The 18,031-nt window shown below is 69.2% G+C and carries 18 protein-coding genes and 1 tRNA gene; 7 read left to right on the plus strand and 12 right to left on the minus strand.

The window, feature by feature from the left end; all coding sequences use genetic code 11:
* Positions 1 to 2: 2 nt before the first annotated feature.
* Both thmT and AC07Q9_RS20595 read left to right on the plus strand, forming a co-directional pair.
* Positions 3 to 212 carry a 2-hydroxymuconate tautomerase gene (gene thmT / locus AC07Q9_RS20590; protein WP_307584560.1) on the plus strand — a complete coding sequence of 70 codons (210 nt, stop codon included), beginning with the start codon at positions 3 to 5 and terminating at the stop codon, positions 210 to 212.
* Positions 213 to 502: 290 nt separating this feature from the next.
* The gene (locus tag AC07Q9_RS20595) at positions 503 to 1,204 is read left to right on the plus strand and encodes a hypothetical protein (protein ID WP_495311644.1); all 702 of its coding nucleotides are present in this window, start codon (positions 503 to 505) and stop codon (positions 1,202 to 1,204) included.
* An 84-nt stretch (positions 1,205 to 1,288) separates the two neighbouring features.
* Here the strand turns inward: AC07Q9_RS20595 and AC07Q9_RS20600 are convergent.
* Positions 1,289 to 1,365 (minus strand) — tRNA-Met (locus AC07Q9_RS20600).
* Between the two features lie 169 nt (positions 1,366 to 1,534).
* Here AC07Q9_RS20600 and AC07Q9_RS20605 point away from each other — a divergent pair.
* On the plus strand, positions 1,535 to 2,203 hold the full coding sequence (locus AC07Q9_RS20605; RefSeq protein ID WP_495311645.1) for a sigma-70 family RNA polymerase sigma factor: 669 nt from the start codon (positions 1,535 to 1,537) through the stop codon (positions 2,201 to 2,203).
* On the plus strand, positions 2,200 to 3,435 hold the full coding sequence (locus AC07Q9_RS20610; protein ID WP_495311646.1) for a hypothetical protein: 1,236 nt from the start codon (positions 2,200 to 2,202) through the stop codon (positions 3,433 to 3,435). The genes AC07Q9_RS20605 and AC07Q9_RS20610 overlap by 4 nt, the downstream gene beginning before the upstream one ends.
* 42 nt (positions 3,436 to 3,477) lie before the next feature.
* Here the strand turns inward: AC07Q9_RS20610 and AC07Q9_RS20615 are convergent, their stop codons facing one another.
* The gene (locus AC07Q9_RS20615; RefSeq protein WP_062481985.1) at positions 3,478 to 4,257 is read right to left on the minus strand and encodes an enoyl-CoA hydratase; all 780 of its coding nucleotides are present in this window, start codon (positions 4,255 to 4,257) and stop codon (positions 3,478 to 3,480) included.
* A gap of 133 nt (positions 4,258 to 4,390) precedes the next feature.
* Here AC07Q9_RS20615 and AC07Q9_RS20620 point away from each other — a divergent pair, with 133 nt between their 5' ends.
* A complete protein-coding gene (locus tag AC07Q9_RS20620; protein ID WP_495311647.1) occupies positions 4,391 to 4,999 on the plus strand; it encodes a DUF2325 domain-containing protein in 609 nt (202 codons plus the stop codon).
* 10 nt (positions 5,000 to 5,009) lie between these two features.
* On the opposite strand, the gene AC07Q9_RS20625 is transcribed toward AC07Q9_RS20620, so the two are convergent.
* Genes AC07Q9_RS20625 through AC07Q9_RS20635 form a run of 3 tightly spaced genes read right to left on the minus strand, consistent with a single transcriptional unit; the run spans position 5,010 to position 8,761 of the window.
* Positions 5,010 to 6,863, minus strand: coding sequence for a M61 family metallopeptidase (locus tag AC07Q9_RS20625; RefSeq protein WP_495311648.1), 1,854 nt, complete (start codon positions 6,861 to 6,863; stop codon positions 5,010 to 5,012).
* Positions 6,864 to 6,867: 4 nt separating this feature from the next.
* Complete coding sequence (locus AC07Q9_RS20630) at positions 6,868 to 7,587, minus strand: DsbC family protein (RefSeq protein WP_495311649.1); 720 nt, start codon at positions 7,585 to 7,587, stop codon at positions 6,868 to 6,870.
* 46 nt (positions 7,588 to 7,633) lie between these two features.
* Positions 7,634 to 8,761, minus strand: coding sequence for an FAD-dependent monooxygenase (locus AC07Q9_RS20635; protein ID WP_495311650.1), 1,128 nt, complete (start codon positions 8,759 to 8,761; stop codon positions 7,634 to 7,636).
* An 87-nt stretch (positions 8,762 to 8,848) separates the two neighbouring features.
* Between AC07Q9_RS20635 and AC07Q9_RS20640 the strand changes: the two genes are divergently transcribed.
* On the plus strand, positions 8,849 to 9,733 hold the full coding sequence (locus AC07Q9_RS20640; RefSeq protein ID WP_307638010.1) for an MOSC domain-containing protein: 885 nt from the start codon (positions 8,849 to 8,851) through the stop codon (positions 9,731 to 9,733).
* A gap of 12 nt (positions 9,734 to 9,745) precedes the next feature.
* Here the strand turns inward: AC07Q9_RS20640 and AC07Q9_RS20645 are convergent, their stop codons facing one another.
* The 7 genes from AC07Q9_RS20645 to AC07Q9_RS20675 are packed head-to-tail and all read right to left on the minus strand — an operon-like array spanning position 9,746 to position 16,666.
* Positions 9,746 to 10,582, minus strand: coding sequence for a hypothetical protein (locus AC07Q9_RS20645; protein ID WP_495311651.1), 837 nt, complete (start codon positions 10,580 to 10,582; stop codon positions 9,746 to 9,748).
* Complete coding sequence (gene rbsD / locus AC07Q9_RS20650; protein WP_307696937.1) at positions 10,583 to 10,981, minus strand: D-ribose pyranase; 399 nt, start codon at positions 10,979 to 10,981, stop codon at positions 10,583 to 10,585. It abuts the gene before it with no gap.
* Positions 10,978 to 11,937: a ribokinase gene (rbsK, locus tag AC07Q9_RS20655; protein ID WP_495311652.1), complete on the minus strand. Its 960-nt coding sequence runs from the start codon at positions 11,935 to 11,937 to the stop codon at positions 10,978 to 10,980. Before rbsK ends, rbsD begins: the two co-directional genes overlap by 4 nt.
* Positions 11,934 to 13,013 carry a LacI family DNA-binding transcriptional regulator gene (locus AC07Q9_RS20660; protein ID WP_062482006.1) on the minus strand — a complete coding sequence of 360 codons (1,080 nt, stop codon included), beginning with the start codon at positions 13,011 to 13,013 and terminating at the stop codon, positions 11,934 to 11,936. Before AC07Q9_RS20660 ends, rbsK begins: the two co-directional genes overlap by 4 nt.
* A 24-nt stretch (positions 13,014 to 13,037) precedes the next feature.
* Entirely contained in the window at positions 13,038 to 14,042 is a 1,005-nt protein-coding gene (locus tag AC07Q9_RS20665; protein ID WP_495311653.1) for an ABC transporter permease, read from the minus strand.
* 5 nt (positions 14,043 to 14,047) lie between these two features.
* Positions 14,048 to 15,670: a sugar ABC transporter ATP-binding protein gene (locus AC07Q9_RS20670; protein ID WP_495311654.1), complete on the minus strand. Its 1,623-nt coding sequence runs from the start codon at positions 15,668 to 15,670 to the stop codon at positions 14,048 to 14,050.
* Between the two features lie 42 nt (positions 15,671 to 15,712).
* Complete coding sequence (locus tag AC07Q9_RS20675; RefSeq protein WP_101490361.1) at positions 15,713 to 16,666, minus strand: sugar ABC transporter substrate-binding protein; 954 nt, start codon at positions 16,664 to 16,666, stop codon at positions 15,713 to 15,715.
* A gap of 262 nt (positions 16,667 to 16,928) precedes the next feature.
* Between AC07Q9_RS20675 and ychF the strand changes: the two genes are divergently transcribed.
* Positions 16,929 to 18,020: a redox-regulated ATPase YchF gene (gene ychF / locus AC07Q9_RS20680; protein WP_307584454.1), complete on the plus strand. Its 1,092-nt coding sequence runs from the start codon at positions 16,929 to 16,931 to the stop codon at positions 18,018 to 18,020.
* Positions 18,021 to 18,031: the final 11 nt, after the last annotated feature.

Raw genomic sequence — 18,031 nt, forward strand, 5'->3', positions numbered from 1 at the left:
TACTGAACAGGAGTACACGAATGCCCTTTGCACAGATCTACCTCATCGAAGGCCGCACTGAAGAACAGAAGCGCGCGCTGATCGAGAAAGTGACCCGCGCCATCGTCGAGGCCGTCGACGCGCCGAAGGAGAACGTGCGCGTGTGGCTGCACGACATGCCCAAGGAAAACTGGGGCATCGGCGGCGTGTCCGCCAAAGACCTCGGACGCTGACTGCTTCGCGCTGCGGCGCTGTCTTCTTCAAGGCCCTTGCCCGTCGTCGACTGGCAAGGGCCTTGTGCTTTGTACGAACTCCTGGGGGCTTTGTTCACAGTTTCGCCCTGAGCCTATGTCTGCCGCACCCGCTTTCGGACTCGTCCGATGGATGGAACGGGACCGTCTTCCTAAAGTCATCGGTCAACAAACCGCAAGAGTTGGCGCTGCGCGTGCGCGTGCCGCTGCGGTCCCGTTTTTTCATTCAGCAAGCACTAGGAATCTCATGGCAACCGCGAGGCGCGTCGCGCATGAGCCGCTTCTTCGCCGCACCCTCGGGGCCCCTGGCGCGCCCCGCCCGCCGCATCGGCGTGCTCGGCCATGCGCTGCGCGTGCTGCGCGCGCTGGGCGTGGCGCCGCTGGTGTTCACCAGCGTCGACGAACTCGAGGCGCTGGGCGACCGCCTGAACCTGCTGTTCCTGGCCGATGTGCCCGAGGCGGCGCGCGAGGAGGCACCGGACGTGCTGTCGTCGATGGGGACGAAGGTCGTTCGGCTGGCACATGAGGCGCCCGGCCCGGCGCCGACGCGGCACCTGCGGGGGCGTCCGCCCGCGGCGGCACCGGCGTTCGACGATTTCTACCGCACCATCCTGCTGTCGCTCAGGACGCGCGGCCTGGCGTGCGCGATGCCGGCACCGCTCGTGTGGGGGGCCTACAGCTTCCAGCCGATGGACCGCAGCGTGAGCTTCCCGGGCCGCACGCAGCGCGTCGACCCGGTCACCTTCGACCTCGCGCTGGAGTTCTTCTTCAACGCCGAGCGCGTGCTGTCGATTCCGCGGTTGCGGCAGATGCTCAACCCCGTGCGCGGCGCGCGCAGGTTCTGGGGCAACGAACTCATCGGCACGCTGACGGACGTGGTGGACGAGCTGCAGCTGCACGGCGCCCACGGCTGGCGCCTGGTGCACTGCGAGCCCGAGGCGTTCCGGCTGGACCGGGTGCCGGTGGGCTCCTGAGGACGTTCCGGGCAAGAAAAAAGCCCTAAGTCGTTGAAAACTGAGGGCTTTTTTGACTTCTCCGCCGAGGCGGGGAAGTGGTGTTGGTGGCTCTTCACGGATTCGAACCGCGGACCTGTGGATTATGATTCCATCGCTCTAACCGACTGAGCTAAAGAGCCGTTCAGTACAAAACTGCACCGAAGCCCAAAATTATAGCCCAGGCTTTGGGCTCAGTTCAACACCCCGCGTTTTCTGGTCGATTTTTCTGCGTCCGAACGCATCGGATCGCACCCCGACTTAACCCCGATCGCGCCGCTGGCCCGTACAAGCTCGGGTGACAATCCTTCGATGTCTGCGCTGCCCCGCGCCCCTTCCGCCCAAGCCGCCACTGCGCGCGACGCCATGCCCGACGATCAGTTGATGCTGGCCTACGCCCACGGCGATGCCGCCGCCTTCGACGTGCTCTACGCACGCCACGAAGGCGGCCTGTTTCGCTTCGTCAAGCGCCTGCTCGGCGCGCGGCTGGCGGCGCAGGCCGACGAGGTGTTCCAGGACACCTGGGTGCGGATCATCTCGGCGCGCGACAGCTTCTCGCCGCAGGGCGCCACCTGGCGCACCTGGGCCTTCACCATCGCGCACAACCTCGCGATGGACCGCCTGCGCGTGAGCGGGCGCGAGGTGACGCTCGATGGCCATGCGACCGACGACGACGGCGACGCGGTGCCCGCGCTCGACCGTGGCGTGCACGGCGCCACCGACCTGTCGGCGCACCCGTCGGCCGAAGAGCTGGCGTTCTGGCGTGCTGCCGGGCGCCGGCTGCTGACCTGCCTCGACGAACTGCCGGCCGAGCAGCGCGCCGCTTTTCTCCTGCACCATGAAGACGGCCTGACCGTCGACGCGCTCGCGGCCCGGCTGGAGATCGGCTTCGAGACCGTGCGCAGCCGCCTGCGCTACGGGCTGCAGAAGCTGCGCGGCTGCATGGAACGCTACCTGTCGGTGCTGGAGCAGCGGGCATGAGCACCGGCATGGACGACGACCTGCACGATCCGCGGCTGCGTCGCGCGCTGGACCACGCACCCGACCGCGATGCCGTGCCCGCAGCCCACACGCGCGACGCGATCCTGAAGATGGCGCACAACCTCGCCGCGGCTTCCGCACCGGCGACCAGTCATCCGGCGGAGACCGCGCCGTGGTGGCGACGCCTGTTCGGCGGCGGCAGTCCCCGCTCGCGCATGCCGTGGAACGCGGCCTTCGCGACCGTGCTCGTCGCAACCTTCGTGACCGTGCTGTGGCATCGCGAGCCGGTACCCGAAGCGGGGCTCGATGGCGAAGCGCAAGTGGCCGGGGCGCCCGCGCCCGCGTCGGCACCGCCTGCGCAAACGGCCGAAGCGCCGGCAGTGGCGTCGGTGCAAGCCGCGCCTGCCGCTGAACCGGCCGCAACGGCAGACATGACGCCGCCCGCTGCTCAACGCAGCGAAGCGGCGCGCGATGCGAAAGAGACCCTGAAGCAGCGCGAAGCAACCGAAGCGCGTGACGCATCGCGGCGGCGCGAAGTCGCTGCTGCGGCGTCGATTCAGAAGGACGAAGAACGGATGCTGGAAAAGGCGGCGCCTGCAGCCCCGGTGGTGCAAGCCCCGGCGCCTGTGCCGGCGCCCGCCGCACCCGCCATCGCGTCGGCGCCCATGTCCGCAGCGCCTCCCATGGCCGATGTCGGCCAGAGCCCGATGCCCTATGCCGCCGCACCACCAGCACCGGCCGCAGCACCCGCCGCGCCGATGCAGCGCGAGTCCGCAGACACGGCCTCATCACTCGCCGCACAAGGCGGTGCCAGTGCGAACGTCGCAGGCATGCAGCGCCGCGCTGCGCCCGCACCGGCTGCTGCCAAGGCAGCCGCACCACGCGCCGCTACCGAAGCCGTCATGACCGGCGGCTTCACAGCGCTGGATCGTTGGACCGCACTCGACATCACGCGCGCCGGCACCACCACACACCAGGCGCGCGGCGACACCGAAGGCCTGGCGGCGCTGGTGAACACCGTGGCGCGCGCGGCCACCGTGGCGGGCGGGGAGTTGAGTTCGCCGGTCGAGGCGCGCATCGAACTGCGGCGCGACGGCGCGTTGCTGGCCGTGCTCGAGATCGCCGGCGACCAGGTGCGGTGGACGCCGCAGCCGGGCGGCCCCGCATCCGTCGGCACGCCGCCGGCGCAGGCGCTCGAGGCGCTGCGCACGGCGCTGTCGCGGACCCGCTGACGGCGACCGTGGCGGTCGCCGGGCCCGTGACGATTCAGCCGATCAGGCGTTCTTGAAGTCCGGTTGGCGCTTGGCCAGGAAGGCGTCCATGCCTTCCTTCTGGTCCTGCGTGGCGAACAGCGCGTGGAACAGGCGGCGTTCGAACATCACACCGTCGCTCAGGCCGCTCTCGAAGGCGCGGTTGACCGATTCCTTGGCCGCCATCACGGCGATCTGCGAGAAGCCCGCAATGATCAGCGCGGCGCCCAGCGCCTCGTCGGCCAGCTTCTCGAACGGCACCACGCGGCTCACGAGGCCCGCGCGCTCGGCTTCGGCGGCGTCCATCATGCGGGCGGTGAGCGCCATGTCCATGGCCTTGCTCTTGCCCACCGCGCGCGGCAGGCGCTGCGTGCCGCCGGCGCCGGGGATCACGCCGATCTTGATCTCGGGCTGGCCGAACTTGGCGTTGTCGGCCGCGATGATGAAGTCGCACATCATCGCCAGCTCGCAGCCGCCGCCCAGCGCGAAGCCGCTCACGGCCGCGATGACGGGTTTGCGGATCGAGCGGATGGTTTCCCAGTTGCGCGTGATGTAGTCGCCCTTGTAGGTGTCGATGAAGCTGTACTTGGCCATCGCCGCGATGTCGGCGCCGGCCGCGAAGGCGCGCTCGCTGCCCGTGAGGATGATGCAGCCGATGGCGTCGTCGGCGTCGAAGGCCTTGAGCGCCTGGCCCAGCTCGGTCATCAGCGCGTCGTTCAGCGCATTGAGGGCCTTGGGGCGGTTGAGGGTGATGATGCCGACCTTGCCTGCTTCGGTCCGCACGTCGATGTTTTCGTAGCTCATGGTGTCGCTGTCTCCGGGGGAGGTGGGGAAAAAAACGCGTCCCACTATACCCAGCCAGGCTTCGGGCCCGCTGACGCGCGGGTGTTTCATTTGAGAATTGTTCTCATCTAGAATGACCGCCATGGACTTCCCGATGCAAGAACATGCCGTGTTGCTGCGGGCCTATGCCCGGGTGCAGGAGCGTTGCTCGCGCCTGCTGGTGGAGCAGGCCGCCCGGGTCGAGCGGCTCGAGGCGCAGATCGTGCGGCTGCGCGGCGCACTGGTGGCGCGCGACTCGGCGATTGCCATCGTTCGCGAAGAGCTGGCGGCGCGCGCGGCCAAAGGCAGCGCCTTGCCCCAGCGCCTGCATGCGCTGCTGGCGCCGGGCGGTCGGCGTCACCATGCCTTGCCGCCGGGGCCGCAGGTGCCGGCCGACCTGCGGGCCAAGTCGGTGCTGTGCGTGGGCCGTTCGGAAGCGGCGCCCGAGGCGCCTTCGCTGGCGCGCCAGCTCGTGGAGATTGCCGGCGGCCACTACCTGCACCACGACGGCGGCGACGAGGCCGACGACCCTGCGGCGCTCGAGGCGGGCCTGCGCGCCGCCGACCTTGTGATCTGCCAGACCGGTTGCGTGAGCCACGGCGCCTACTGGCGCGTGCAGGACCACTGCCGCCGCACCGGCAAGCCCTGCGTACTGGTGGGCGAGCCGCAGCTGATGCTGTTCGTGCGGCCGCCGCTGGCGGCGGCCGTCGATCACCCGGCCTGAACGGAAGAAATCAAGGCTTGGCGGCGAGCCAGGCCGTGATCTTGGCCGCGTCGTGCGAGAACAGCCGCCACGTGGTCGAGCCCGTCGGCAGCGTGAGCGGCAGGCGCAGCAGCCGGCGGTCGCGCGCGACGATGGCGGTGCACTTGCTGGCATCGCCGAGGTACAGCGCCAGGTCGTCGAGCTTGGTCAGGCGCCAGGCCTGTGCAGGTTGCGCCGCACCCTTGCGGCCACCGACGGCCGGCAGCTCGATGCCGATCCATTCGTCGTTGGCCGAGAAGCCGGCCTTTTCGGCGGCGCCGCCGCGCAGCACCACCTTGATCTGCACGCTGCCGCCGGTTTCGGCCACGCGCAGGCCGAGCGCCTGCGCGGGTTGCGAGGGGTCGTCGAGCGTGGCCACGCCGTGCGCGCGCAGCAAATCGGCCAGCGGGAGTTCGTCGGTCGAATGCACCCAGCGCGCGAGTTCCGGGGCGTACGAGCGTCCGCCCACGGCTTCGAGCGCGGCGGCAATGTCGGCCTCGCTGATCGGGCCGCCGTTGCTGTGCGTCCAGAGGTGGCGCATCACGTCGTCGAGCGTGCCCTTGCCTTCCTGGCGCAGCGTGAGGTCGAAGCACAGCGCCACCAGCGCGCCCTTGGTGTAGTAGCTGACGGTGCTGTTGGGCGTCTGCTCGTCCTGGCGGTAGTACTTGACCCAGGCGTCGAAGCTCGCGTCGGCCACAGGCTGCACCAGCCGGCCGGGCGTCTGCAGCACCTGGTTGATGGTCTTGTTGAGCAGGCGCAGGTACGCGGCGTCGTCGATGCGGCCGGCGCGGCGCAGCAGCAGGTCGTCGTAGTAGCTCGTGAAGCCCTCGAAGAACCACAGCAGCTGCGTGTAGTTCTCGCGGCTGTAGTCGTAGCTGGCGAACTCCGCCGGGCGCATGCGCTTGACGTTCCAGGTGTGGAAGTACTCGTGGCTGATGAGGCCCAGCAGCGTGGTGTAGCCCTCGGGCTGCTTTTTCTTTTCGCCGCGCAGCGGCAGGTCGCGGCGGTTGCAGATGAGTGCGGTGGAATGGCGGTGCTCGAGCCCGCCATAGCCGTCGTCCACCGCATTGAGCATGAACACGTAGCGGTCGATCGGCAGCTTGGGGCCACCCCGCTTGCCGGCCTTGTCGCCGTGCCAGAAGCGGATCTCGGCTTCGCAGATGGCCTTGGTGTCGGCGATGAGGCGCTCGCCGTCGAACGAGGCCGCGGCGCCCGCGATCACGAAGCGGTGCGGCACGCCGCAGGCCTCGAACTCGGCGCTCCAGAAGGCGCCCATCTCGACCGGGCTGTCGGCCAGTTCGTCGTAGCCGGCGGCGCGGTAGCTGCCGAAGCCGTGCTTGTCGGCCTTCGTCGGCACGAGCGCGGTGGCGCACGACCAGCGCGCGGCGTCGGCCGGCAGCGCGGGCGGCACGATCTCCAGCGCGTGCGGCGCCTCGGTCTGGCCCTCGACACGCAGGCAGACGCTGGTGCCGTTGAAGAAGCCGCGCGTGGCGTCGAGCCAGGCGGTGCGCACCGAGTTGTCGTAGGCGCACACCTGGTAGTGCAGCACCAGCGGCTGCCCCGGCACGCAGTCGATCTGCCAGCTGCACTTGTCCAGCTGCGTCAGCAACGGCTTGCGGCGGCCCTGCGTGGCGCGCAGGCCCTGCAGGTTCTTGGCGAACTCGCGCACGAGGTAGCTGCCCGGAATCCACACCGGCAGCGCCACGCGCTGCTGCGCGGCGGGTGCGGCGATGGTCAGCGTGACGGCGAACAGGCGCGCATGCAGGTCGGCGCACTCGACGCGGCAATGCACGGCGGGCGTGGCGGTGGCTGCGGCCGTGCGCCGGGAAGTCGAGGTGGTCGCCATCGGATCAGTTGGCGGCGGCGAGCTGCTTCTCGACCTGCTCGGCGGGAATCGCACCCGGGACGCGGCTGCCGTCGGTGAAGATCAGCGTGGGCGTGCCGGTGATGTTGTACTTGCGGCCGAACTCCACGTTGCGCTCCAGCGCCGTCACGTTGCAGCTGGTGGCTGCGGCGGCGGGCTTGACGCTGTTTTCCATCCAGTCGCCCCAGGCCTTGCCCGGGTCCTTGCTGCACCAGATGTCGCGCGACTTGGCGGTCGAATCCGGGCCGAGCACGGGGTACAGGAACATGTAGACGGTCACGTTGTCGACCTTCTTCATGTCCTTCTCGAAGCGCTTGCAGTAGCCGCAGTTCGGGTCTTCGAAGACCGCAACCTTGCGCTTGCCGTTGCCGCGCACGATCTTGATCGCGTCTTTCAGCGGCAGCTTGTCGAAGGCGACGGCGGTGAGCTTCTCGACGCGCTCCTCGGTGAGGTTGCGGCGGGTCTTGGCGTCGATCAGATTGCCCTGCAGCAGGTAGTTGCCCTGCTCGTCGGTGTAGAGCAGCTGGCTGCCGCCCACGCGCACTTCGTACAGGCCCGGCACGGGCGTCTTGGTGACTTCCTCGATGGGCGGCAGCTGCGGGATGTGCGTCGGCAGGTTCTTGCGGATCTCGGCCTCGCCCGCGCCGGCGGTGGAGAGCGTGAGCAGCGCGCAGGCGGCGACGAGAAGGTGGCGGACGAAGGTCATCGGGAAGGTTTCGGGAAAAAGGTGGAGGGCTGGAGGGCGCGGGGTGTCAGGACTTCAGGCCCATGGCTTGCGCGGTGATCCAGTGCTTCACGAAGCGCGTGCGGTCGAAACCGCGCATGCCCCAGTTGCGCAACGCAGGCAATGGACCCAGGTTGTGCGAGAAAAGTTGCTGCAATCCGTCGGTGGCCAGGCTCATCTGCAGCACGTCGGCGCGGCGGGCGCGTTCGTAGCGGCGCAGCAGGCGGGCGTCGCCCACGCTGCGCCAGTAGTCGCGGGTGCGGATCACGTCGGCCAGCGCGGCCGCGTCGGCCAGGCCGAGGTTCAGGCCCTGGCCCGCCAGCGGATGCACCGTGTGCGCGGCGTCCCCCGCGAGCACCCAGGACTGGGTGGGCTGGCCGGGCATCGTGCCGGACCAGCGGTCGGCGATGGCGCGCGACAGCGGCCACACGGCGCGTTCGCTCGTGAGCCGCAGCGAGCCCAGCTCGCCGTGGCTGGCTTCGCTCACCGCGGCGTTGAATTCATCGGCGCCTTGCGCGACCAGCTCGGGCACGCGCAGCTGGTCGACCGACCACACCAGCGCCAGCGTCTTGCCGTGCACGCCGCCCAGCGGCAGCAGGGCGAACACCTCGCCGCGGTCGTTGAACCACTGGCGTGCGATGCCGTCGTGCGTGTGCGCGGCCTCGAGCCGCGCGGCAATGGCGTGTTGCGGGTAGCGCGTGACCTCGTAGCTCACGCCCAGCGCCGCGCGCGAGGCGCTGGCCTTGCCTTCGCACACCACCGTGAGCGGCGCGGCCACGGGCTCGGTCACCACGTCGATCAGGGGTTGGAAGCGCACCGCGTCGGCCAGTTGCTGTTCGAGCGCGGGCACGTCGACGATCCAGGCCAGCGCCTCGACCTTCTGGCGCGCGGCGCTGAACTGCACGCGGCCGCCATCGTCGCCGTGGACCTGCATCTCGTGCACCGGCGTGGCATGGGCCGTATCGGGCCAGGCGCGCAGCGATTCGAGCATGGTGCGGGACGCCGCGTTGAGCGCGTACGCCCGGATGTCTTCCTTGCCCGCAGGGGCCGGCGGCACCACGAGCGCGACACGCACGCGTTCGCGCGCCAGCAGCAGCGCCAGCGTGCGGCCGACGATGCCGGCGCCGCGGATACAAACTTCGGGGGAAAGGGCCATCGGATGATTGTAGGAGTTGCCTCGCGCACGGGCGCCGATACCCGTTCATGCGGGAGAATGCCCAGCGATTTCAAAGGAACCCCCACCGTGTCGCAGCCGTCCGCTTTCGATCTCCAGGCCACCATCGCCCGCCTGTTCGTGTACCCCGTCAAGTCGTGCGCCGGCGTCGAGCTCGACGAGATGCTGCTCACCGAAACCGGCCTGGAGTTCGACCGCGCCTGGATGGTGGTCGACGCGCAGGGCGAGTTCGTCACCCAGCGGCAGCTGCCGCGCATGGCGCTCATCCAGCCGCAGATGAAGCACACCGAGGTCGTGCTGCGCGCGCCCGGCATGCTGGCGCTGCACCTGGCCTTCGACCGCGTCGAGCAGCCGGTGCGCGTGCGTGTGTGGAAGGACGAGGTGGCGGCCTACGACATGGGCGACATCGCCGCCCAGTGGTTCAGCGACTTTCTTTCCGAGCCCGGCAAGCCGCAGACCTTGCGCCTGGTGCGCTTCGACCCCGAGCACCAGCGCCTGTCGAGCCTGAAGTGGACCGACGGCGTCGAGGCGCTGAACCAGTTCGCCGACGGCTTCCCGCTCTTGGTGGCCAGCGAGGGCTCGATCGCCGAGCTCAACGAGCGCCTGGCGGCGGCGGGCCACGGCCCGGTCGGCATCGAGCGCTTCCGCCCGAACATCGTGCTGGCCGGCATCGAGTCGCACGACGAAGACCGGGTCGACGCGCTGCACGTCACCACCGGCGAAGGCGAGGCCGAGCTGCGCCCGGTCAAGCCCTGCACGCGCTGCCCCATTCCCGACATCGACCCGGCCACCGCGCTCAGCAGCCCCGAGGTCGGCGACATGCTGCGCACCTACCGCGCCGACGCGCGCGTGGACGGCGGCATCACCTTCGGCATGAACTGCATCGTGGTGCAGGGCGTGGAGCACATGCTCAAGGTGGGGCAGGTGGTGGGCGCGAACTACAGGTTCGAGTAAGCGCCGTGGTCTTTACGACCAGCGAATCGGATTTCCCGTTTCGATGGCTGCGCTGCACAAAATTCGAAGCGGCTCGACGATGTAGTTGAAGTCGGCACTCGTGCGGTCGCGCATCTCGAAATGAACCGCCGTCGGGTAGCTGGAGCAACACTGACCCGCATCGTTCTGCATGCGACCGTCGGGCCAGGCAATGTCGGGGCCAGGCATCGCAAGCGCGCAGCGAAAGCTCCTGCCTGAATCCAGATCAGTCAAAAGCGCAGGGCCCGACCTGACCGGGTCTGAGTCTTCAGGCACCAGCAGGGCCTGCGTGAAGCGCTTGCTGCGAAACAGCACGTCGGCGTCTCCCGACACGACGAAGAAGCCCTCGGCATCAACGCCCAGACGCAGCTCGGACGTCAGCACAAACTCGTGCGACGCCGAGGCACTGCGCAGTTCATCGCCTGAGGTCGAGTCCAGCAGCACGAAGCGTTGGCCGAAGCGCGCGGACTGTTCGAAGTCCGACAGCTCCGCGAGCATGCGCGATGCCACGGCGGCGGGTGCCAGACCGCCATTCGCCACCGGCAGGTTGTCGAACAGCGTCGGGAAGCGCTCGGCATCTCCTGCCTGGTGCAGCGCATGCAAGAACTCCCGATAGCCGTGCCAGTTCGCGAGGTGCTCGTGGGCCTGCTTCATGCCCGGGTGGACGCAGCATGTCTGAAGCCACTCCCAGAACACGCCGAAGTCCGGGTCGTCGTCGTCCTTCAACGCGGGATAGCCCTCTTCGTCGATGACGATGCGCGGTGCCAGGGGCGTCGGCCGGGTCAGGCCGCGCTCCCAGCAGTTGCAGCGGACCGATGCGTCGAGGCCCATTCAGAACGCCACCCCCGCGACCAGGATGATGTTCGCGTAGGGCGTGCATTCGCCCGTGCGCACCACGGCCTTGGCGCGTGCGCTCACGCGTTTCAGTTCTTCGTGCGAGATGACCTGCGGCACCACGCCCAGTTGGCCTTCGCACCACGCGGGCAGCGTGCCGGCAGGCAAGGGCTCCAGCGCCTCGCGCGCGATCAGCGCGCTTTCCACCTGCATCTCCGACAGCACCGCCTTGAGCACATCGGTGATCCCCGGCACACCGCGCGCCACGGCCAGGTCGATGCGGCGCGGGCCGTCGGGAATGGGCAGGCCGGCGTCGCCGATCACCAGCATGTCGCCGTGGCCCATCGAGGCGATCACGTGGGAGAGTTCGGCGTGCAGCAGGGGAGAGCGTTTCACAGCGTGATCCAGTCGGGGGGCAGGGGGCTGCGCAGCACGGCGTCGCGCAGCGGAATGGAGGGTTGGGCACCGGGCTGCTGGATGCACAGCGCGGCGGCGCGGACACCCAGGCGCACGGCCTCGTCGAAGGACTGGCCTTCGCCCAGGGCCACGGCGAGCGCGCCCAGGAAGGTGTCGCCGGCGGCGGTGGTGTCGACGGCCTGCACCTTCGGCGCGGGATGGTGGCGCGCACCGTCGGCGTCGATGGCCACGGCGCCGCGCGAACCCAGCGTCACGACCACGCGGGCGATGCCGCGCGCGCGCAGCGCCTGGCCGGCCCGGGCGGCGTCCTGCGGGCTGTCGGCGGACTGGCCGCACAGCGTCTGCGCCTCGATCTCGTTGACGACCAGCGTGTCGATCTGCGGCCACAGCGCCTCGGCGATTGGCTGCACCGGCGAGGGGTTGAGCAGCACCTTGCAGCCCGTGCCGTGCGCGAGTGCGATGGCGCGCGCGACCTGGTCCATCGGGGTCTCGAACTGCGCGACGAGGAAGGCCGCGCCCTGCACCTGCTGCGTCAGCGAGGCCTCGTCGATGGCGACCTGCGCATTGGCGCCGGGGATCATCACGATGCGGTTCTGGCCGCTGTCTTCCACGAGGATCAGCGCCGTGCCGGTCGGCTCGCCCGCCACGGTGCGCAGCGCGGCGGTGTCGATGCCGTCGCGCGCGAGCGCCTCGCGCAGGGCCGCGCCATGCGCGTCGTCGCCCACGCAGCCGATCATCTGCACCTGCGCGCCTTCGCGCGCGCAGCTCACGGCCTGGTTGGCGCCCTTGCCGCCGGGGATGGCGTCGATCGAGCGGCCCAGCAGGGTTTCGCCCGCGGCCGGCGCGTGCGGCACGCGCAGCACGATGTCCATGTTCAGGCTGCCGAGCACCACGATGCGCGGTGCCTTGGAGGAAGAAAGAGGCTGAAGGCTCACGAGGTGCGGGACTTGGAAGGTGTGGCGGTGGTGGAAGGGGCGGGGGTCACGCCGGTTTCGCGAAAGCCCGCGTGGCGCGCGGTCGAGGCGCGCACGCGCAGCTCGGGCTGCAGCACGACCTTGCGTGCGTCGCGGCGCTTGCCGCCCATGCGTTCCAGCAGCATGTCGACCGCCAGCGCGCCGATGCGCTCCTTGGGCTGGGCCACGGTGGTGAGCGGCGGGCTGGTGTAGGCCGACAGTTCGATGTCGTCGAAGCCCACGATGGACAGTTCGTCGGGCACGCGCACGCCGCTTTCATGCGCGGCGCGCAGCGCGCCGATGGCCATCAGGTCGTTGCACACGAACACGGCCGAGGGCTTCTGCTCGGTGCGCAGGATGGCGTGCATCGCCTCGTAGCCGCCCTGGCTGGTGAAGCCGCCGCGCCACAGCAGCGCGTCGGCGTTCGGCGGCGAGCCGGTTTCCGCCAGCGCCATGCGCCAGCCTTCGATGCGCTGCTCGCTCGAGGTCACGCCCAGCGGCCCGCCAATGCAGGCGATGCGCTTGTGGCCCAGCGACAGCAGGTGCCGCACCGCGAGCAGGCCGCCCTGCATGTGGGCGGTTTCCACCAGGTCGCAGGCCGGGTCGGCGATCTCGCGGTCGACCAGCACGGTGGGAATGCGCAGGCCGCGCAGCTGGGTGGCGAGCGAGTCGTCCTCGTCGGCGCCGGTCGACACCACGATGAGCCCGTCGATGCGGCGCTCGGCCAGCACCTGCAGGTACACGCTCTGGCGCCGGGGCTCGTCGTCGGTGTTGCACAGCACCAGCGTGTAGCCGGCGCCGAAGCAGCGGTCTTCCACGATGCGCACGATCTCGGCGAAGTAGGGGTTCGAGCTGTTGGGAATGAGCATGCCCAGCGTCGAGGTGGTGTTGCTCTTGAGGCTGCGCGCCATCGCGTTGGGCACGTAGCCCAGCTCGCGGATCGCCAGCTCGACGCGCTCGCGCACCTTGGCGCTCACGTGGCGCGTGTCGTTGACGACGTGCGACACGGTGGTGACGGAAACGCCCGCCTGGAGGGCGACGTCCTTGATGGTGGCCATGGTTGTCTTTGTTCCTGTGGAAGCTCAGGCCAGTCGACGATCGGCCCGGCGCTGGCGCAGGGTGTCGATGATGACGGCCACCACGATCACCGCGCCCGTGATGATGCGCTTGCTCGGTTCGCTCGCGCCCACCTGCGCCAGGCCGGCCTCGAGCACCGCGATGATCAGCACGCCGAAGAAGGTGTTGACCACCGAGCCGCGCCCGCCCATGAGGCTGGTGCCGCCGATGACCACGGCCGCGATCACCTGCAACTCGATGCCCACGCCCGCGTTCGGGTCGGCCGCTTCGAGGCGGGCCGACTGCATCAGGCCCGCGAGCCCGGCCAAGAGGCCGGTCACGGCGAACACGATGATGCGGATCGGCCGCGGGTCGATGCCCGCCAGGCGCATGGCTTCTTCATTCGTGCCGATGCCCACCACGTGGCGGCCGAACACGCTGCGCGTGAGCACCAGCTGCCCCACGGCCACCAGCACCACGGCGAGCACGAAGGCGGCCGAGATGCCGCCGATCCACGGCGCGGCCAGGCCCGAGATGGCGTCGCCCACGTACTGCGTGCGCGAGTCGGTGACCAGGTAGGCGCCGCCGCGCACGGCTTCGAGCATGCCCAGCGAGACGATGAAGCTCGGCAGCCGCCAGGCGACCGACACCGCGCCCGTCACCGTGCCGCAGATGAGGCCAGTGGCCAGGCCCAGCACCGCGGCCAGCGGCACCGAGAGCTTCCATTCGAGGATGGCGGCGGCCGTGACGGCCGCGCTCAGCGCCAGCACCGAGCCCACCGACAGGTCGATGCCCGCGATGATCAGCACGAAGGTCATGCCCACCGCCATCACGGCCAGCGCCGGGATTTCGTTGGCGATGGAGATGAAGGTCTCGCGCGTGAGGAAGTATTCGCTCATCGAGCCGAAGAGCGCAATCATGCCCAGCAGCACGACCGTGAGGCCGAGGTAGGTGCCGAGCTGGCCCTTGAGTGCGGACGGCGGCTTGCTGGTGGCGGCGGAAGCAGGAGAAGAGGGAGAGGCTGCGTTCATGGTCGTCAGGCGTCGGCGGAAGTCGGGGCGGATGCGGAAGGGGCGGAATCCGCCGGGGAACCGGGCACGCGGCCCGTGGCGTCGCTGAAGGCGGCGGCGAGCAGCGACTGTTCGCTCCATTCGCCGCGCTCGAACACCGCGACCAGCCGGCCGGCGCTCATCACGCCGATGCGGTCGCACATGGCCATCAGCTCGCGCAGGTCGCTGGACACCATCAGGAGCGCCTTGCCGGCGTCGGTCATGCGGTCGAGTTCGGCGTACAGGTCGGCGCGCGCGCCCACGTCCACGCCGCGCGTGGGCTCGTCCAGCAGCAGCACCTTGCATTCGCGGTGCAGCCAGCGCGCGAACACCACCTTCTGCTGGTTGCCGCCGCTGAGCGTGGACACGGGTTGTTCGATGCTGCGCGAGCGGATGCGCAGCAGCTCCACCAGTCGGCGTGCAATCTGCCGCTCCTTGGTGCGGCGCAGCCAGCCGGCATGCGAGATCGCGCCGAGGTCGCTCAGCGTGGCGTTGACGCGGATCGGCTGCGACAGCAGCAGGCCCTGCGACTTGCGGTCTTCGGTGACGAGGCCGATGCCCGCGCGAATGGCCTGCATCGGCGAGCGCCAGCCCTTGCGCGCATGTTGCACGGGCTGCGCGGCGGGCGTGCCGTCGTGCAGTACGACCTCGCCGCGGTCGGCGCGGTCGGCGCCGAACAGCAGCCGCACGAGTTCGGTGCGGCCCGAGCCGACCAGCCCGGCCAGGCCCATGACTTCGCCCGCGCGCAGTTCGAGATCGACGTCGCGCACCACCTGCGCCCGGCCGATGCCGCGCGCGCTCAGCAGCACCGGGCCCGCCACGCGGCGCGCGCGGCCTTCGTGCTCGTGCACCGCGCGTCCGACCATGCGCTGCACCAGTTCGGATTCGCGCACGCCGGCCATGGCGCGCACGTCGACCAGCTTGCCGTCGCGCAGCACCGCCACGCGGTCGGCGATGCGCTGCAGTTCTTCGAGGCGGTGCGACACGTAGACGATCGCCACGCCGCGCAGCTTCAGCAGCTCGATCTGTTCGAACAGGTGCGCGGTTTCGCGCGGCGTGAGCATGGCGGTGGGCTCGTCGAGCACCAGCACGCGCGTGTCGTCCTGCAGGTTGCGCGCAATTTCCACCATCTGCTGCTGGCCGATGCCCAGCCGCGCCACCGGCGTGGCCGGGTCGATGCCGTCCAGGCCGATCTTGGCGAGCTGGCGCTCAGCCAGCTCGTGCAGCGTGGCGCGGCGGATCCAGCCGCTCTTGTGCGGCAGGCGGTCGAGCAGCAGGTTCTCGGCCACCGACAGCGTGGTGACGAGGCCGAGTTCCTGCATGACCATGCGCACGCCCAGGCGCTCGGCGTCGCGGCGCGAGGCCGGCGCGAAGGGCTGGCCGTCCAGCAGCATGCCGCCGCGCGTGGGCTGCACCAGCCCGCAGACGATCTTCGACAGCGTGCTCTTGCCTGCGCCGTTCTCGCCCGTGAGCGCCAGCACTTCGCCGGCGTGCAACTCGAGCGAGACGCCATCAAGCACCGGCGCCGCGTAGTCCTTGCCCACGGTGCTCAAAGAGAGCACCGCGGTGGGTAAGGGCGGGTGCAGGGCGGCGTCGGTGGCGGCAGTCAAAACGGAGTCTTCTTCTTGTCGAGGGAAACGGAGGGCTCGGGCTTACTTGGACGACTTGGTGACCAGCACCACGTCGGTCTTCACTTCAGCCGGCATTTCCGACTGCTTCTTCTTGTCGGCGATGGCCTTCAGCGCGGTCTCGATGCCGAACACGGCCTGCTTGGCGGCGAACTGGTCGGCGGTGGCGAGCACGCGGCCGTCCTTCAGCATCGGCTTGATGGCGCCGATGTTGTCGTAGCCCACCACCAGCACCTTGCCGGTCTTGCCCGCGGCCTTGACGGCGGCCACCGCGCCCAGCGCCATGCTGTCGTTGCCGGCCAGCAGGGCCTTCAGGTCGGGGTGCTCGCGCATCATGCCGGCGGCCACGGTGTTGCCCTTGTCGATTTCCCACTGGCCCGACTGCACGCCGACCACGGTCATGCCGCCGGCCTTCATGGCGTCCTGGTAGCCCAGCGTGCGCTGCTGCGCATTGAAGGTGGTCGACACGCCTTCGATGATGCCGACCTTGTCGCCCGACTTCAGCTCCTTGGCGAGCGCGTCGCCCACCAGCTTGGCGCCGGCGCGGTTGTCGGGGCCGACGAAGGGCACCTGGATGCCCTTTTCCTTCAGGGCGGCCCCGTCGAGCTGGTTGTCGATGTTCACGACCAGGATGCCCTTGTCGATGGCGGCCTTGATCACCGGCACCAGCGCCTTCGAATCGGCGGGCGCGATGACCAGCGCGTTGATCTTCTGCGCCACCATCTGCTCGACCATCTTGATCTGGGCGGCGGTGTCGGTCTCGTCCTTGATGCCGTTGGCCACCAGCGTGTACTGCGCGGCGTTGGCCTTCTGGTGCGCCTTGGCGCCGTCTTCCATGGTGCGGAAGAACTCGTTGGCCAGCGACTTCATGACCAGCGCGACCTTCGGCTTGTCCTGCGCGAAGGCGGGCGTTCCGGCGATGGCGCCCAGCAAGGTCAGTGCGGCAGCGCTTTGCAGGGTACGGCGGGTGAACTTCATGGTGGATGTCTCCTGAAATGAGGGGTCAGAGCGGAACGCCGGTCTGTGCCGGGGGCTCCGATGTTAATCGAGGGAAACGTTTGCGCAAACGTTTGCGAGTCGGGTCTAACCCTGAGCTTTTGGGGCCGGAAACCTGCTGCCAGAGGGTCTTCGTGCGCCGCTGAACGTCTGGGAAAAGGTTCGCGGCAGTGGCCGGAAGTGGGCCCAGCCCGGGGGAGAACCCGGTCAGCCTAAAATCGGGGGTTACCCAAGAGGACCTCCCATGAGTTTGCAATGCGGCATCGTCGGCCTGCCCAACGTCGGTAAATCCACCCTTTTCAATGCGTTGACCAAGGCCGGCATCGCAGCGGAAAACTATCCGTTCTGCACCATCGAGCCCAACGTGGGCGTGGTGGAAGTGCCCGATCCGCGGCTCGACCAGCTGAGCGAGATCGTCAAGCCCGAGCGCGTGGTGCCCGCCATCGTCGAGTTCGTCGACATCGCCGGCCTGGTGGCCGGTGCCAGCACCGGTGAAGGCCTGGGCAACAAGTTCCTGGCGCACATCCGCGAGACCGACGCCACCGTGAACGTGGTGCGCTGCTTCGACGACGAGAACGTGATCCACGTGGCCGGCAAGGTCGACCCGATCTCCGACATCGAAGTGATCCAGACCGAACTCTGCCTGGCCGACCTGGCCACGGTCGAGAAGGCGCTGCACCGCCACACCAAGGTGGCCCGCTCGGGCGACAAGGACGCGCAGAAGCTCGTCGGCCTGCTCGAGCGCTGCCAGGCCGCGCTGAACGAGAACACGCCGGTGCGCGCGCTCGAGTTCACAAAGGAAGAACAGCCGCTGGTGAAGAGCTTCACGCTCATCACCGCCAAGCCCGCGATGTTCGTGGGCAACGTGGCCGAGGACGGTTTCGAGAACAACCCCTACCTCGACCGCCTGCGCGAGTACGCCGCCAAGCAGGGCGCGCCCGTGGTCGCCATCTGCGCCAAGATCGAAGCCGACCTGGCCGAGATGGACGACGAAGACAAGAAGATGTTCCTCGCCGAAATCGGCCAGGAAGAGCCGGGCCTGAACCGCCTCATTCGCGCCGCCTTCAAGCTGCTGGGCCTGCAAACGTACTTCACGGCCGGCGTGAAGGAAGTGCGCGCCTGGACCATCCACATCGGCGACACCGGCCCGCAGGCCGCCGGCGTGATCCACGGCGACTTCGAAAAGGGCTACATCCGCGCCCAGACCATTGCGTTCGACGACTACATCGCCTTCAAGGGCGAGCAGGGTGCGAAGGACGCGGGGAAGATGCGTTCGGAAGGCAAGGAATACGTTGTCAAGGATGGCGACGTGATGAACTTCTTGTTCAGTTCCTGAGCGCGCATCTC

This window comes from Variovorax sp. GW821-FHT09A10 (assembly GCF_059418385.1).